This window comes from Mycobacteriales bacterium (assembly GCA_036497565.1).
Classification (GTDB): domain Bacteria; phylum Actinomycetota; class Actinomycetes; order Mycobacteriales; family QHCD01; genus DASXJE01.
The window spans coordinates 1-14,946 of record DASXJE010000259.1 but is presented as its reverse complement, the minus strand read 5'-3'; the positions used below and the strand labels follow the sequence as shown (position 1 = coordinate 14,946).

Below are 14,946 nucleotides of genomic sequence, written 5' to 3'. Positions count from 1 at the left end.
ATCCGCGGTCGAGTCGTCCGTCGTACCAGTGCGCGGCCAGGCGCCACAGCGTGGCGAGATCCAGGACGTATCCGCGGTCGGTCCCGGTCTCCTCGAGCCAGGTGTCGACGCAGTCCGGGGAGCAGAAGAGACGCTGGTGGGCGCAGGTGTGCACGACGTCGACCCACATGTCCGCGGCCGGGATCATGAAGTGCGCCACCTGCTCACCCTCCGGTGGTGCGGTGCGGGTGACGTTCCAGGCGTGCGGTCGGCCGCAGGCGGGGCACTGCGTCGCCACGAGCACCTCAGGTACGCCGGGCACCAGGTGGGGCAGCGCAAAGGAGTCCCAGGCGCAGCCGCCCCACCACAGGGTGCGTGCGCCCATGACACTGAACCCCAGCGGCACGGCGGAGAAAGGATGCGCCATCACCACCCGTGGCCCGGCCGACGGATCGTCATCACTCTCGGCGAGGGCCAGATGCCGGTCGCGGACCAACTGCCGGAGCCCCGTCTCGACGTCGTCCTCCTTGGCGTCGAGCAGGTCGGCGAGACCGTCGATCCGGGGAACCGTCCCAATCTCGGCGAACGACCGGTATACCGCCAGACGCAGATCCTCCAGGTCCACGACCCGATGATTCCATGCCCACCGATCGGAATGGCCGGCACGACGCGACTCCGCGGTGAGTAGCGTGCCCCCATGAATGACCGTGTGCTTCTCCAGGTCCGCGACGGGCTCGCCCGGGTGACCCTCAACCGCGGCGAGAAGTACAACGGACTCGACCGGCGCATGCTGCAAGGCCTGGTGGAGACCGCGGGCCGCATCGCATCCGACCGCTCGATCCGGGTCGCGATCCTGACCGGGGCCGGCAACGCGTTCTGCGCGGGCCTCGACTTCGCGTCCGTCGGCAAGTCCCCCACAGCGCTCATCCGGGCCGGCCTGAAGCTGCCGGGCCAGAAGACGAACCTCTTCCAACGGGCCTGCTGGGTCTGGCGCGAGCTGCCCGTCCCGGTGATCGCGATACTGCACGGGCACGCCGTCGGCGGCGGCTTGCAACTCGCGCTCGCCGCCGACTTCCGGTTCGCCACCCCCGACTGCAGGCTGTCGATCATGGAAGGCAAGTGGGGGCTGATCCCGGACATGACCGCGTCGGTGACCTTGCGCGAACTCGTCCCGATGGACATCGTCAAGCGGCTGATCATGACCGCGGAGGTCTTCGACGGCCGGCAGGCGCTCGATTACGGCATCGTCACCGGAGTGTCCGACGACCCGCACAAGGACGCGGAAGCACTCGCCGGCCAACTCATCAACCGCTCACCCGATGCGCTCGCCCTGACCAAACGGCTGCTGCATCGCACCTGGAACAAGTCACCGCGCCGGGCATTCTGGACCGAAAGCGTCTTGCAGACCCGCCTGTTGCGAGGCGCGAACCACGGGATCGCACGAACCGCGAACCTTGCCAAGGAAGTGCCGAGCTACGTCAGCCGACGAGTTCGCTGAAAGGGGTCCGGTGGTCGACTCTGACATCGACGCGGTCGTCGTCGGCGCCGGCCCCAACGGACTGGCGGCCGCGCTTACGCTTGCCGAACGCGGGTTGACGGTGCGCGTCTATGAGAGTGCACCCACGCCGGGCGGCGGCTGCCGGACCGCTGACCTGACCCTCGACGGCTTCCGGCACGACGTGTGCGCATCCGTTCACGCGTTGGCCCGCGTCTCCCCGTTCTTCCGGACGTTGGACGTCGAGCGATCCGGCGTGCAGTTCGCGGAGCCGGAGATTGCGTTCGCGCATCCGCTCGGCGGTGACCGCGCGGCCGCGCTTTGGCGCGACGTTGCCCGCACTGCCGACGAGCTCGGCACCGACGGTCCGGCGTGGACGAGGTTGTTCGGACCGCTCGCCCGCGACGCCGAGGTGATCTGGCCCGACATCCTCGGCCCGCTGCGCAGCGTACCGAGACATCCCTTGACGATGGGCCGCCTCGCCGTGCCCGCCGTACGCTCGATCGCCGGTCTCGCGAAGTCCCGCTTCGCCGGCGAGGAGGCGCGTGCGCTGCTCGCCGGAGTGGGGGCGCACTCGATGCGTCGACTCGACGCGCCTTTCACCGCCGCATTCGGCCTCGTCCTCATCACGACCGCCCACACGGCGAACTGGCCGGTCATTCGGGGGGGAAGCGGCGTGCTCGTGACGGCGCTGGTCGACCGACTTCGTTCCCTCGGCGGGGAGGTCGTGTGCGATACGACAGTCACTGACCTCGCGCAGCTGCCTTCCGCTGACCTCACGATCCTGGACGTGACTCCCCACCAGCTTCTCTCCATCGCCGGTGACCGGCTTCCCGCCTGGTATCGCACGGCTCTCGCCCGCTACCGCTACGGCCCGGGAGTGTGCAAGGTCGACTGGGCCCTGAAGGAGCCGGTTCCGTGGGCGGCTGCGGAATGCCGGGCCGCAGGGACCGTCCATGTCGGAGGGACGCTGACCGAGATCGCCCGGAGTGAGCGCGACGTGGAGCGAGGCAGGCACCCCGACGCGCCGTACGTCCTCGTGGTGCAACCCACGCTGATGGACCCGAGCCGCGCACCGGACGGCCACCACACACTGTGGGCCTACTGTCACGTGCCGGCCGGCTCGACGCGCGACATGACCGACGTCATCGAGCGACAGATCGAGCGGTTCGCCCCCGGCTTCACCGACACCATCATCGGTCGATCAAGCAGGACGGCGGCCGACTTCGAGTCGTACGACGCCAACTACGTCGGCGGGAACATCCTTGGTGGGCGAGCCTCACTGACCCAGACATTGTTCGGTCCGACGCCGGGCTGGTCGCGGTACAAGACACCCCTCAAAGGTGTCTATCTGTGCTCGTCCTCGACGCCGCCCGGCGGCGGAGTGCATGGCATGTGCGGATACTGGGCCGCGCGGGAGGCGCTCGCCACATTCGGACCCACCAGCAAGACACGAGGCACACGACGAGAGGACAACCATGGCTGATCCCCAGGCGCTACTCCGCGACGCGCGGGTCGTCGTGCTCTACGACTGGCCGTCCGAGGACGTGCCCGACACGCTGACCCGGGCCGGGTACGACGTGATCGTCTTCGGCGGACCGAATCCCGATGACGTCTTCCGCAATGAACTGCGGGACGGAGAGGTCGTCGCGCACCGCATCGGCGTACCGCCCACGCAGGCGGACCTCGTCTACAGCTTCCGACCCGTCGACGAGCTTCCCGGCATCGTGAACGCCGCTGCGGAGATGGGTGCCAAGGCGGTCTGGCGACAGACTGGTCGCGACGACTCCGGCGAGCGTGATCCACGGGGATGCGCAGCCTCTCCGGACGAATCCGCGCAGGCACTGGCGCTGGTCGAGCAGGCCGGAATGATCTACATCGAGAACAGCTACATCGCCGACGCCGTACGCAGCATCCGCCCGCACCCCTGACGCGGAGTAATGCGGGTGCGGCCGGGGAGCCCGCTGCGGAACACTGGCTTTTCGTGGATGCGGCCGAGGTTCGACAGCAGTTCGATGCCACCGGCGTCGTCCGGCTGGATGCGGCCTTCACTCCTGAGGAAGCGGCCGCCATGCGCAGCGCGGCGTGGCGATACGCCGAACGGAAAGCAGCCGGCCTGCGGATCGACGATCCGACCACCTGGCCTCAGGGTCAGCCACCGCTCAGCTGGAAGGGGCTCAAGGGCAACCGCGCCTTCGCGCCGCTGACCGACAACGATGCCGTGGGCGGCGCTCTCGACGCGATCTTCGGCGTCGGCGGGTGGATTCATCCGAGGCCCGGGGCGCAGCTGCTCGTCACGTTCCCGAGTCCGGGTCCCTGGACCCTTCCCGACGGCTGGCACATGGACTGTGGGTTCGAGCAGCCGACCTGGCCGGTGTTCTCCGTCAAGTTGTTCGCGTTCTTCGGTGACGTCGGACCCGAAGGCGGCGGCACGATGCTGCTTCCGGGCAGTCACCGACTTGTCGATCGTTACCGGAAGGATCTCCCTCCGGGTACCGGCGCAGGCGCCACGAACTGGCGTCCCTTCATGCGCCATGACCCGTGGTTGGCCCAGCTTCTCGAGGGTGCGAATCAGCCGGACGGTGGTCGCTCACTCGTCGGCCGGTCGCACGACATCGACGGGCTACCCGTCGAGGTCGTGGAACTGACCGGACGGCCGGGGGACGTCGTCATCGCCCACCTGCACGTCTTCCACAGCGCGGCTCCCAACACCAGTAAGCATCCTCGGCAGATGCTCGGCAAGGGAATCGCGGCGCCGACCTAGGGGTCGACCGCATCTAAGCCTTGTCGCGGATCGGGGTGTTCTGCCCCGCCGCCAGCCACCAGCGCCCGCCGCGGCGGACGAGGACGTAGAGCGCCATCTCGGAGAAGTCCGGCCCGCCGTCCGTGGCGTCCGCCAGCGACCGACGGCGGACGTGGGTGAGGACCAGGTCGGGCGCGGGAGCCGAGGTCTGCACCACCTCGTAGCGGGACGTCGCCACACCCGACGCGTCCAAGATCGAATGGTGCGCGACGTTCACGGACGCATAGCCGGCGAGAACCGCGCCGTAGGGGCCGCCCCACATCACGTCCTCGGCGTACGAGCTGTCGTAGAGATCGGCGTCGTCCGAATCGAGTCCCTTCTGCAGCTGTCCCACCAGTTCCGTCACGGCACCATCAGCGCTCGCCGCATCGCCCGGCCGGTGGAGCGCCGGCCGCGTCGTCTTGTCGCCGGTATCAGCGCCCCGTTCGTCGGCCGTGTCTCGCAATGGCCGCAACGCCGTAGCCCACCGCAGCAGACCGTCGAGCATGCGGGCGCGCCTCACCTCCTGACGTTCGCGTGGAGCGACGTGACCGTCGCCATCGAAGTCTTCGGACAGACTCAGCGCGACGGTCGGCCCCACACCGGCCATCCCGAGCTCGGCCGTGATGCCGCGGAGATGTTCGACCGCGCGAACCCCGCCGTCGAGGCCGTAGCCGACGAAGGCGACAGCCTTGTCGTGCCACTCGAAATAAAGGTGATCCAGCGCGTTCTTCAGCGCGGCCGTGGTGGAGTGGTTGTACTCCGGTGAGACGAGCACGAAGGCGTCGTAGCCGGCGATCAAGGCCGACCACTCCCGGGTGTGTGGCAGCGTGTATTCGCCGAACGCAGGCGGGCTGGGCTCGGCGAGCGTCGGCAGCGCGATGTCGTCGAGATCGATCACCGTCACCTCGGCCGTGTCCGGAGCCCCGGCGCGTACCCAGTCCGCGACCGCCTTCGAGCGGTTGTTCGGTCGTCTGCTCCCGGCAATAACGGCCACCCGGACGGCCGACTCTGTTGACCTCACCACGAGTCCTCTCCTTGTCGGTCTTAGCTCTGTGCACTGCGTCGACGAAGCTAGGGGGTCAAGTGCACTTGAAGGCAAGTCCGTCCTCGGCGAGGATGGGGTCATGCAGCGCGAGTGGAACGCCTCCGGAAGCTCCGATTTGCATGTCGCCGGCCTCACGGTCGGGCAGGTCGCCGACCGCATGCAGCTCGCACGATCCGCGGTGCGCTGGTACGCCGACCAGGATCTGCTGCCCTGTGAACGCACGGCCAACAACGAGCGGCGGTTCTTCGGGGACGTACTCTGCCGGGTCGCAATGATCCGGGCGGCGCAGCGAGTCGGGTTGTCACTCGACGAGATCAGGCAGGCGCTGGCCGCCCTGCCACCTGGCGTCCCGCCCACGCCTCAGGACTGGGACCGGCTCGCCGCACGACTGCGCGAAGTGATCGTCGAACGGATCGACCACCTCTTTGCGCTGCTCCACGACATGGCGCCCGCACCCTCCTGACGGAAGGATCAGGCCATGCCCATTCACACTGGTCGCTATACGGCCGACATCGACGGCGACTTCGTCGTCTTCCTCATCGGCATGCGATTCAATCGGCCCTGGCGGGTCCAGAAATGGTGGCCCGTCGCGACGGCAATGCCGAAGATGCTCCGGGCCTTGGACCAGCACCCGGAATTGGGCTGCCTCGGCTACCACCAGTGGGTCGGGCGCACCACCGTCGTCCTGCAGTACTGGCGTGACTTCGAGTCGCTCGACCGGTTCGCCCGGGACGGAGACCTTCCGCACCTGGACCCATGGCGGCAGTTCAACCGCGCCGTACGCGACTCCGGTGACGTGGGAATCTGGCACGAGACCTATCGGGTGCGCGCGGGCGAGTACGAGACGGTGTACGGCAACATGCCGACCTACGGCCTGGCGGCCGCCTCACGCAGCGTGCCCATCGCCCGCAAGGCGCAGACGTCAGCGGCGCGGATCGGTGCCACCAGCACCGACGAGCCCGCCGTCGAGCCGTACTGACCCGAACCCTACTCATGATCAAGAGGGGATTCGTAGGGCGTTTCGTACCGGAATCCCCTCTTGATCACGGGTCTGTTCGCTGCAGGGAGGAGTTGTCATCTCTCAACTGACCGACGAGTTGGTCGCTGCTGCGATGACCCGTTACCTGGGCGAGCCGGTCACCGGAACCGAGCAGTTGGCCGGTTACGTCGGCAACCAGGACTTCATGATCCACACCGCGGGCGGGGACTTCGTGCTCAAGGTCGGTGACCGGCGTGAACTGACCGCCGAGGCCTGGGCGTGTGAGCGGGTCGGTTCCGTTGGGGTCACCGCCCCGGACGTGGTCGCGCTCGACGTGGACCGGCACGCCTTGCCCGCGCCGTTTCTCCTGATGCGCCGGATGTCCGGCGCCGCGGTCTCCCACGGCCGTCATCCGGCCCTGGTGGAGGCGGGCAGGCAGCTACGGCGGGTCCATTCCATCCCCATGACCGGATACGGCTTCCTGACCGGCGAGCGGGACACGGCCGATGCCCTGATCGGAGCGCATCCGACCTGGGCAGGGTTCACCGCCGAGGCCGGCGCATGCCTCGATGAGCTCGTCGTGCACCAGGTGATCAGCGGCGGGCTCGCGGACCGGCTCCAGAAGGTGCTGCATGAGCTCCGCGACACCGTGCGCTTCGACGGACCGGGCGTTCTCCTGCACGGCGATCTCAAGCCGCCGCATGTGTTCGCCGACGAGGGACGTTTCGTCGGCATCATCGACTGGGGCGACGCGGCATGTGGCGACCCGCTCTACGACCTCGCCCGGTTCTCGCTGGTCGGTGCCGAAGCCCTCACGACGCTGCTCACCGGTTACGGGCTGGACCTCGACGACGACCTGCAGACGACCTTCGCGGTCTACCGGCTGATCAGGATGACGACGATCCTGCGCGAAGAACTCCGGGCCGGCGGCGACTGGTTCGCGACCTACCGGGCCGCCATCGAATCCGATCTGGACCGACTGGCGCGCTAGCGGTCCCAATCTCATGCCCGCTTCCGTGGTTGCCCGGGCGACCGACGGTGCTGTCGTGGGGTGGTACCGACGATCTGCCGGAACACGCGGGCGAAATGCTGACCGGAGCTGAATCCGACGTCGATCGCGACGGCGGTCACCGGCATGTCGCTCGTCTCGAGGAGGCGTCTGGCGTTCTCCACCCGACGCTCGGTGAGGTAGCGGTGCGGTGACATCCCGACCTGGGTGGTGAAGAGCGCAGCCAGGTAGGTGGGGGCGAGCCCGACATCGGTGGCGAGCTCATGCAGCGTCCAACGGTGGGCGCAGTCGTGGTCGACGAGCTCTTTGACCCGGAGCACCGCGGGATGGATGTTCTGCAAGGGAACCGGCGCCGACGGCAGGAGGAGGCGGGTCACCTCGAGGATCAACCGGTCGACGGCAAGCTTGAGCCCTTCGCCGGCCAGGCCGAGGCGGGCGGTCAGTTCGCGGGTCAGGTCGGCGAACGGTGCGCTGACGGTGTGTGCCTGCTGGCGATGGATGACCGGCGGTGGCTCCTCCCACAGCGGGGCCAACTGCTGGTGACGGCGGAGCACGCTCTGCAGGTCGACCGCCGCGAAGTAGAAGTGGTGGTTGGCGGCGGGCCGGTCGACCATCTGATGGACGACCCGGGGGGCGACGGCAAAGAGGTTTCCCGGTTGGAGCGCCAGGTCCTGGTCGCCGGCCCGCCAGCGGCTGAGGCCGTGCATCTGCAGATAGAACTCCCAGACGGGGTGGCTGTGCCGCGTGACCAGGTATCGGCCGGGAGCCCATTGCTCGCCGGCGTGGACGAGTCCACTCACCGAATCGTCGACCTCGGCGAGGAATCCGGCCCGGATACCGGACGGACGTCGAATCTCGACCACCTGGTGATCGTGTACGAAGTCCTGCACATCGTGCAAGCCGAGATCGGCCCGGCGTCCTATCGTCTGGGCTCATGGACGCGACTCTGAGCGCTCTGCTGCCGACGGACGAGGACATCGCGTCGTTCGAGGAGCATGGCTTCTGGATCTCGCCGGTGATCGTCCCGCCGGAGGTCCTGGATGCCGCGGAGCGGGGCATGGCCCGCTTCTACGCCGGCGACCTGGACCGCGAACTCCCGGTCAGGGGATGGACGCCCGAGGACGGCGACGTACTCCGCAAGAACGACTACTCGTCGCTGCGGGTGGATGAGCTCGGGGATCTCGTGCGCTCCCCGGCGATCGGTGCGACGGCCGCGCTGCTGTCCGGCGCCGACTCGATCCGGTTGTGGCACGACCAGCTGCTGTACAAACCGGCCGATGCGGGGGATGCCCCCACCAAGGTCGGATGGCACACCGATCGGCAGTACTGGCAGACCTGTTCCTCCGAACGGATGCTGACCGCCTGGGTGGGCTTCCACGATGTCGACGAGACCAACGGCGCCGTCTCCTTCCTCGACGGCAGTCACCGGTGGGACGTCACCGGGCTCAACTTCTTCTCGCAGGACCTCGACGGGCTGCAGGCCGAAGTCCGCCGCCAGGGATTCCCCTGGACCCCGCGACCTTCCCGGATGCGTCGGGGGCAGGTGAGCTTCCACCACTGCCGCACCGTCCACGGCAGCGGACCCAACAACAGCTCGCAACCCCGTCGCTCCATGGCGATCCATCTCCAGCCCGGCGACAACCACTGGGTCGATCGAGACGCGCGCCACCCCGACGATGACCTGGTACGTCTCGTGGACGGCGTACCCGACTACACCGACCCGGCGATCTGCCCGCAGTTGTATCCCCGATGAGCCCGGTTCGGCGTCTCCAGTGGCTAGGTGAAAGGGTTGCTCATCGTGAGTGATAGCTCTGCCGTATCCCGGCGGTCGTTCCTGTATGGCTCAGCGCTGGCGGCAGGGTCGGTGGTCCTCGCAGCCTGCTCGAGTTCGAGCAGCACCAAGCCCACGTCGGGAGGTGGCGGGGCCAACGGTCTCAGCTCAGGGGGAGGCTCCGCGGCGAAGGTGGGCTCGGCCCGACAGCCACTCGCGGCACCGGCGAGCTTCCACGAGTCGCCCGCGTTGAAGGGTAAGGGGCTGCCGGCGGTCAAGGACCGGCTTCCGGAGAGCCCGTACGTCGTCCCGCACACCTGGGTGGAACGCGGTAACTACGGCGGGGTCATCAACACGACCGTCTTCGGCACGACCGGGATGCAGAACGCGAGCTCGATCCACAACTACTACTACGGCTTCTCGCCCACGCGGTGGCTCAATGACGGCACCGACATCGGCCCTGGTACGGCGGAGAAGTGGACGAGCAACGCCGATGCCACCGAGTGGACGGTCTACTTCCGCAAGGGCCTGAAGTGGTCCGACGGCCACCCGTTCAGCGTCGACGACGTGTTGTTCTGGTACTACGACATGGCCGTCCCGGGCCACGACGCCCAGACCGTGCCGCCGGACTGCCAGTCGGCCAAGGGCACGCCCTGCGTGATGAAGAAGGTCGACGAGTCGACGCTGAAGATCACCTACGACGCGCCGCAGCCGCTGGTGCCCGAATACCTGGCCGCGTGGGCGAAGGGCAACATCGGCCAGAACGGCCCCATCTGGGTCCTGCCCAAGCACTACCTGAAGCAGTTCCACCCCAAGTACAACAAGAAGGTCCCCAAGGACTGGGATTCCGCGGGTCGGCTGTGGGAGCAGAAGGCGACCTGGTCGAGCAACCCGGACTGTCCGGTGCTGACCGGTTACCGGTGCAAGAGCTTCAACAACAACAGCGGCGCTGTGTTCGAGCGCAACCCCTACTACTACGTCGTGACGAAGGACGGCGATCAACTGCCGTACATCGACGAGTGGCGGATCAACATCACCCAGAACGCCCAGGCGATCAAGCTGCAGGTCCAGCAGGGCAAGCTCGACTACTGCGACGGCACGATGACACAGATCGACCTGTCCGACGTCTCGACGCTCTCGCAGACCCAGAAGCGGGGCAACTACAAGATCGTCCTGTGGGACAGCGGCGACGGCACGGGCTCGATGTTCTTCCTCAACTACGACTACATCGCCGTGAACAAGAAGTACGGCACGCTGTTCCGCGACAAGCGGTTCCGGCAGGCGATCTCCTACGCGTTCGATCGTCCGACCGCCCAGAAGGCGCTCTACTTCGAGACCGGCGAGCAGACCACGGGCACCAGCGGTGTGAAGATCACCGAATTCAGTGACGGCCCGGACGGGCCGAAGCTCTTCACGCAGTGGCGGGACTCCTACAAGGCTCACGACGTCGCGAAAGCCAAGTCGCTTCTGGCCGAGCTCGGGTTGAAGGACACCAACGGCGACGGCTACGTCGAGTTCCCGGACGGTTCCAAGCTCTCGATCGACATCCCGTACTCCGCGGACATCGGCGACACCGAGGGCGCCAAGGACGATCAGCTGGTCGCCAACGCCAAGAGCGTCGGGCTGCACATGGAGCGCCGCCCGATCCCGCCACAGTCCTTCGCCGACTTGTGGAACGGGGGCACCCTCATGTCCCACACCAACTGGTCGGTCGGCGACGGGGCGACGGTGCTCGTCTACCCGCAGTGGCTGGTCCCCCTCGAGGCGAGTCGCTGGGCACCGTTGGAAGGGTCCTACTACACGGTGGTCGGCACCCCCAAGGAGCACCAGGAGACGAACGTTTCTCCGCTGAAGAGGCAGCCGCCACGGATGCCCGCGGACAAGGGCGGACCGGTCGAGCAGCTGACGAAGCTCTACAACCAGACCAAGTCCGAACCGGACCATATGAAGCGCAACCAACTGGTGTGGAAGATGATCAAGATCCACATCAACGAGGGCCCGTTCTTCATGGGCACGGTCGCCAACTTCCCGCGGGTGAACATCCACAGCAACGATCTGCGCAACGTGCCGGACCGCAACAACCTCGCACTGCACGGCCTCAACGGCCCGTGGGTGTTCCCGACGCCGGCGATGTACGACCCGGAGTGCTGGTACTGGGACAGCCCGAGCAAACACCAGACCTAGGACCGCACCTCGACGCATCCGGCGGCCTCCTCGTTCGCCGGACGTCGCGAGTCATCGCCCGTAGGCTCGATCGGACACGATGCCGTTCCGACGACAGCACGGGGAGATCACCATGCCGAAGCCGACGATCGTCCTGGTGCACGGGGCGTGGGCCGATGCATCCAGCTGGAATGCCGTCGCGTCCGAGCTGCAGGACCAGAACTTCACGGTTCTCGGACCGCCGAATCTCTTGCGCGGGGTCGCATCTGACGCGGCGTCCATCTCCTCGTTCGTCGCCCAGCGCACCAGCGGTCCCGTCGTTCTGGTCGGGCACTCCTACGGCGGGTTCGTCATCACCAACGCCGGGGCCGACGGCGGCGACGTGCGAGCGCTGGTCTACGTCGATGCGTTCGTTCCCGACGAAGGCGAGACGACTTTCGGGATCCTCGGCGGATCCGGATCGGCACTCGACGTTCCCGACCCGACCACCGTCCTCGACCTCGTCAGTTACCCGGGCGGCCCGGAAGGGGATCTCGATGCGTTCCTGAAAGCCGACACGGTGCACACCTCCTTCGCCCAGGACCTGCCCGAGCGGGACCGCTGGTTGATCGTGGAGAGCCAGCGGCCGCTCACTCTGAGCGCCAACACCACCCCGTCCGCCCCGCCGGCCTGGAAGACACGCCCGAGCTGGATGGTCATCGGCACGGAGGACCGGGTCATCCCACCGGACACCCAGCGTCACATGGGCGAGCGCGCAGGTGCGACCATCACCGACGTGGCCGCCTCGCACGTCTCGATGGTGTCGCAGCCCCAGGCGACGATCGACGCCATCCTCGCCGCGGTCGCTGCCGTCGGCTGACGCTACGACGAGGTCAGGCCAACGCGGGCACGAGGTGTTCCCACACGCAGTCGAGGATCTGTGTCGTCGGCCCCAGGTAGTGCGCCGTGACACTGACACACGCGCGGTGTTCGGGAAGCACGATCCCGAACTGCCCGTAGATGCCGTCCATGCGCCAGGCACCGTCGCGAGCGCATAGCCACACGTGCAGCCCGTAGGTCCGATTGTCCGGCTCGGCGCGACCCGTGGCAGTCGTGTCCGTGGTCATGCGAGCGATGTAGTCGGCGGGAACCAGGCGACGGCGGTCGTACGTGCCGTCGTGCAGGAGCAGTTGCGTGATCCTGGTGATCTCCGAGGTCCGCAGCTGAAGCCCGATTGCTCCGAGCGGGAAGCCGAGCGGACAACGCAACCATTGCGGATTCCGAATGCCGAGCGGGTCGAACAGACGAGGGACCAGGAAGTCACGGAGATCCAGGCCGGAGATCGAGTGAACGACCCGACCGAGGACGTAGGCGTTTCCGCCCGCGTAGTGGTAGGTCGAACCGGGCTCGGCCACGAGCGGAGTGGCAAGGAAGTCGCGGGCCGGATCGCCGGGATGATCGGCATCGTCATCCGCCCAGCGATAGCCGTTTCCGGCCGTCATACGAAGCAGGTGCCCCACCGTGATCTTCTCGCTGCCCGTTGCCGCGGTGTCGGCGAGTTCGGGCAGATGCGCGAGTACGGGGTCGTCCAGGCTGAGCGCACCGTCGCTCTCGAGCATGCCGACCGCGAGCGACGTCACGGTCTTCGACACCGAAAACACATCACGACGGATGTCATCGATCCGGCGACGCTCGCCGTGCGGGCCGTCGTCGGCGACGACCTGGACGGCGTCGATCCCCAGCCGACGAGCGTCCGCGACCTCCCAGAACCGGTCGAGCGCGGCGTCGAGGTCCATCGCTCAAGACTAGATCGACGCGATCGACAAGCCGGATCGCGGCAACGTGCATGCCTGGCAGAGCATGTATCGAGAAGGCAGTACCATGCCAGCCGCCAAGCCAAATCCTTGGTCAGGAGGCGACGAATGGTGACGGGCCCGGATCGGTCGCGGGACGAGCAGCAGGGCAGCGGCGCCTTCCCGGCGATGCCGCAGGCTGAGCTGCCCGCCGACCGGCCGGTGGCGCCGCCGCGGCAGGTCAGACTCGCCGCGACCCTGCTGGTCGTCAACCTCGTGCTGAGCATCCTGGTGACGGTGCTGTCGGTGGTGGAGAAGAACCAGATCATCGCCGTCACCCTGAGGGCCGGCCATTCGGGGATGACGGCGGCGGCGGCCAGGCAGGCGATCACCGCCACGCTATGGACGAGGGCGGCGCTCAACGTCGTCGTGGGCGTCCTCTACGTGTTCCTGATCTCGCGGCTCTACCGGGGCAAGCGATGGGCGTGGCGCCGGCTGGTCTGGCTGTCGGTGGCGGGTTCGGTCGGCATGATCTACCTGCTGTCGCGGCCCTACCCTGCGGTATTCAAGGTGGAGCAGGTGATCCAGCTCGCCGTACTCGTCTCGATCGCCGCCTGCGTGCTGCATCCGCGGACCCGCGCCCACTACGCGAAACCCGCCTAGCTGGCAGGCAGGACGTACCGACTCGCCGCTGTCGGCGGCCGAGGCTACATTCGGCGCATGACGGTGCTGGACTGGCTGCTCGACTCCGACCCGGCGTTGCGCTGGCAGGTGCTGCGCGACCTGAACGACCCGCCGCCTGAGGCGGTCGCCGCGGAGCGGGCACGCGTCGCGACCGAGGGGTGGGGCGCGCAGTTGCTCGCGTTGCGCGCCGACGACGGGCAGTGGGCGGGCGGCGCATGCTTCCCGGCGGACTTCCGCGGCGACTTCTCCCAAGGCCAGCCGTGGACCTCGACCTTCCCCACGTTGTCGTTGCTGCAGGAATTCGGCGTCGACCCGAATGCGCAAGCTGTCCTCGACACGGTTGCCTTGGTGCGCAAGAACTGCCGATGGGAGCACGCGGGGCAGCCCTTCTTCGCCGGCGAGGTCGAACCGTGCATCAACGGGCGGACCGTTGCGATCGGCGCCTACTTCGGTGAGGACGTCGATAGCATCGTCGCCCGGTTGCTCGGGGAGCAGCTCGAAGACGGCGGCTGGAACTGCGAGACCGAGAATGGATCGGTGCGCTCGTCGTTCGCGACCACGATCTGCGTGCTCGAGGGGTTGCTTCAGCACGAGCAGGTGACCGGTGGTTCGGCGCCGGCGGTCGCCGCACGCCGCCGAGGGCAGGAGTACCTGCTCGACCGCCGGCTGTTCCGTCGGCTGAGCACCGGCGAGGTTGTCGACCCGGACTGGCTGCGTTTCTCCTTCCCGACCTGGTGGCACTACGACGTGCTGTGGGCCCTGGACTTCTTCCGGGCCGTGGGAGGCACGCCGGATCCGCGACTGACCGAAGCGATCGACGTGCTGCGATCGAAACAGCAGCCCGACGGCACCTGGCTCCTGGAGCACACCCACCCCGGCGCCGTGCACTTCTCGATGGAGGACGGCGACGGACGACCCAGTCGCTGGAATACGCTCCGCGCGCTCCGGGTCCTGAACTGGTACGACGCAAGCCGCTGAGAATGGTGGCGCGCGACATGACCTCGCAATGGCGCTCCACACCGTTCTCCCAGGTGCCGAAGCGGGTGGAGTCGATCCAGAAGTGGTCGTCGAGCGGCGGGCTGCGCATCTGCGAGCGCGACCGCCGTCCCGCCGCGGCCATAGTGCGAACGCAACGTCCGGCTGCTGCGCGTCGACTGTTTCGCCGGCAACGACGGCGCACTCGTGCGCTTCTACGAGCGGTGCGGATATACGAAGACCGAGACCTTCACCGTCGGAGAGTGGCCGGGACAGGTGCTGGAGCGAC

At 67.7% G+C, this 14,946-nt stretch carries 16 protein-coding genes; 12 read left to right on the top strand and 4 right to left on the bottom strand.

What is annotated here, in order from left to right; translation table 11 throughout:
* Positions 1 to 604: organomercurial lyase (gene merB / locus VGH85_21020; protein HEY2176297.1), on the bottom strand; the 604-nt coding region annotated here is incomplete at its 3' end.
* A gap of 72 nt (positions 605 to 676) precedes the next feature.
* Between merB and VGH85_21015 the strand changes: the two genes are divergently transcribed.
* Genes VGH85_21015 through VGH85_21000 form a run of 4 tightly spaced genes read left to right on the top strand, consistent with a single transcriptional unit; the run spans position 677 to position 4,238 of the window.
* Positions 677 to 1,477: a crotonase/enoyl-CoA hydratase family protein gene (locus tag VGH85_21015; protein ID HEY2176296.1), complete on the top strand. Its 801-nt coding sequence runs from the start codon at positions 677 to 679 to the stop codon at positions 1,475 to 1,477.
* Between the two features lie 10 nt (positions 1,478 to 1,487).
* Positions 1,488 to 2,960, top strand: a complete 1,473-nt coding sequence (locus VGH85_21010; GenBank protein HEY2176295.1) for an NAD(P)/FAD-dependent oxidoreductase — start codon at positions 1,488 to 1,490, stop codon at positions 2,958 to 2,960.
* Positions 2,953 to 3,405, top strand: coding sequence for a CoA-binding protein (locus tag VGH85_21005; protein HEY2176294.1), 453 nt, complete (start codon positions 2,953 to 2,955; stop codon positions 3,403 to 3,405). The genes VGH85_21010 and VGH85_21005 overlap by 8 nt, the downstream gene beginning before the upstream one ends.
* Positions 3,406 to 3,458: 53 nt before the next feature.
* Positions 3,459 to 4,238: a phytanoyl-CoA dioxygenase family protein gene (locus tag VGH85_21000; protein HEY2176293.1), complete on the top strand. Its 780-nt coding sequence runs from the start codon at positions 3,459 to 3,461 to the stop codon at positions 4,236 to 4,238.
* 13 nt (positions 4,239 to 4,251) lie between these two features.
* Here VGH85_21000 and VGH85_20995 read toward each other — a convergent pair whose 3' ends face one another.
* On the bottom strand, positions 4,252 to 5,283 hold the full coding sequence (locus VGH85_20995; GenBank protein HEY2176292.1) for an NAD(P)H-dependent oxidoreductase: 1,032 nt from the start codon (positions 5,281 to 5,283) through the stop codon (positions 4,252 to 4,254).
* Between the two features lie 100 nt (positions 5,284 to 5,383).
* Between VGH85_20995 and VGH85_20990 the strand changes: the two genes are divergently transcribed.
* The 3 genes from VGH85_20990 (at position 5,384) to VGH85_20980 (ending at position 7,274) form a co-directional block, all read left to right on the top strand.
* The gene (locus tag VGH85_20990) at positions 5,384 to 5,767 is read left to right on the top strand and encodes a MerR family DNA-binding protein (protein HEY2176291.1); all 384 of its coding nucleotides are present in this window, start codon (positions 5,384 to 5,386) and stop codon (positions 5,765 to 5,767) included.
* Between the two features lie 15 nt (positions 5,768 to 5,782).
* Positions 5,783 to 6,283: a DUF4188 domain-containing protein gene (locus tag VGH85_20985; GenBank protein ID HEY2176290.1), complete on the top strand. Its 501-nt coding sequence runs from the start codon at positions 5,783 to 5,785 to the stop codon at positions 6,281 to 6,283.
* A gap of 133 nt (positions 6,284 to 6,416) precedes the next feature.
* Entirely contained in the window at positions 6,417 to 7,274 is an 858-nt protein-coding gene (locus VGH85_20980) for an aminoglycoside phosphotransferase family protein (GenBank protein ID HEY2176289.1), read from the top strand.
* An 11-nt stretch (positions 7,275 to 7,285) separates the two neighbouring features.
* Here the strand turns inward: VGH85_20980 and VGH85_20975 are convergent, their stop codons facing one another.
* The gene (locus tag VGH85_20975; protein HEY2176288.1) at positions 7,286 to 8,155 is read right to left on the bottom strand and encodes an AraC family transcriptional regulator; all 870 of its coding nucleotides are present in this window, start codon (positions 8,153 to 8,155) and stop codon (positions 7,286 to 7,288) included.
* Positions 8,156 to 8,226: 71 nt separating this feature from the next.
* On the opposite strand from VGH85_20975, the gene VGH85_20970 reads away from it, so the two are divergent.
* The 3 genes from VGH85_20970 (at position 8,227) to VGH85_20960 (ending at position 12,085) form a co-directional block, all read left to right on the top strand.
* Entirely contained in the window at positions 8,227 to 9,045 is an 819-nt protein-coding gene (locus tag VGH85_20970) for a phytanoyl-CoA dioxygenase family protein (GenBank protein HEY2176287.1), read from the top strand.
* A 45-nt stretch (positions 9,046 to 9,090) separates the two neighbouring features.
* Positions 9,091 to 11,247: an ABC transporter substrate-binding protein gene (locus VGH85_20965; GenBank protein HEY2176286.1), complete on the top strand. Its 2,157-nt coding sequence runs from the start codon at positions 9,091 to 9,093 to the stop codon at positions 11,245 to 11,247.
* A 112-nt stretch (positions 11,248 to 11,359) separates the two neighbouring features.
* On the top strand, positions 11,360 to 12,085 hold the full coding sequence (locus VGH85_20960; protein ID HEY2176285.1) for an alpha/beta hydrolase: 726 nt from the start codon (positions 11,360 to 11,362) through the stop codon (positions 12,083 to 12,085).
* A 13-nt stretch (positions 12,086 to 12,098) separates the two neighbouring features.
* Here VGH85_20960 and VGH85_20955 read toward each other — a convergent pair whose 3' ends face one another.
* Positions 12,099 to 13,001, bottom strand: coding sequence for a serine hydrolase domain-containing protein (locus tag VGH85_20955; GenBank protein HEY2176284.1), 903 nt, complete (start codon positions 12,999 to 13,001; stop codon positions 12,099 to 12,101).
* 126 nt (positions 13,002 to 13,127) lie between these two features.
* Between VGH85_20955 and VGH85_20950 the strand changes: the two genes are divergently transcribed.
* Together VGH85_20950 and VGH85_20945 are read left to right on the top strand one after the other, a co-directional pair.
* The gene (locus VGH85_20950; GenBank protein HEY2176283.1) at positions 13,128 to 13,661 is read left to right on the top strand and encodes a hypothetical protein; all 534 of its coding nucleotides are present in this window, start codon (positions 13,128 to 13,130) and stop codon (positions 13,659 to 13,661) included.
* Positions 13,662 to 13,718: 57 nt separating this feature from the next.
* Complete coding sequence (locus tag VGH85_20945; GenBank protein HEY2176282.1) at positions 13,719 to 14,660, top strand: squalene cyclase; 942 nt, start codon at positions 13,719 to 13,721, stop codon at positions 14,658 to 14,660.
* Positions 14,661 to 14,946: the final 286 nt, after the last annotated feature.

What these genes read in the sequence shown, in the direction of transcription:
- VGH85_21015 (HEY2176296.1), top strand. Translation starts at nt 677, where the DNA reads ATGAATGACCGTGTGCTTCTCCAGGTCCGCGACGGGCTCGCCCGGGTG.
- VGH85_21005 (HEY2176294.1), top strand. Translation starts at nt 2,953, where the DNA reads ATGGCTGATCCCCAGGCGCTACTCCGCGACGCGCGGGTCGTCGTGCTC.
- VGH85_20990 (HEY2176291.1), top strand. Translation starts at nt 5,384, where the DNA reads ATGCAGCGCGAGTGGAACGCCTCCGGAAGCTCCGATTTGCATGTCGCC.
- VGH85_20985 (HEY2176290.1), top strand. Translation starts at nt 5,783, where the DNA reads ATGCCCATTCACACTGGTCGCTATACGGCCGACATCGACGGCGACTTC.
- VGH85_20980 (HEY2176289.1), top strand. Translation starts at nt 6,417, where the DNA reads ATGACCCGTTACCTGGGCGAGCCGGTCACCGGAACCGAGCAGTTGGCC.
- VGH85_20970 (HEY2176287.1), top strand. Translation starts at nt 8,227, where the DNA reads ATGGACGCGACTCTGAGCGCTCTGCTGCCGACGGACGAGGACATCGCG.
- VGH85_20960 (HEY2176285.1), top strand. Translation starts at nt 11,360, where the DNA reads ATGCCGAAGCCGACGATCGTCCTGGTGCACGGGGCGTGGGCCGATGCA.
- VGH85_20955 (HEY2176284.1), bottom strand. Translation starts at nt 13,001, where the DNA reads ATGGACCTCGACGCCGCGCTCGACCGGTTCTGGGAGGTCGCGGACGCT.
- VGH85_20950 (HEY2176283.1), top strand. Translation starts at nt 13,128, where the DNA reads ATGGTGACGGGCCCGGATCGGTCGCGGGACGAGCAGCAGGGCAGCGGC.
- VGH85_20945 (HEY2176282.1), top strand. Translation starts at nt 13,719, where the DNA reads ATGACGGTGCTGGACTGGCTGCTCGACTCCGACCCGGCGTTGCGCTGG.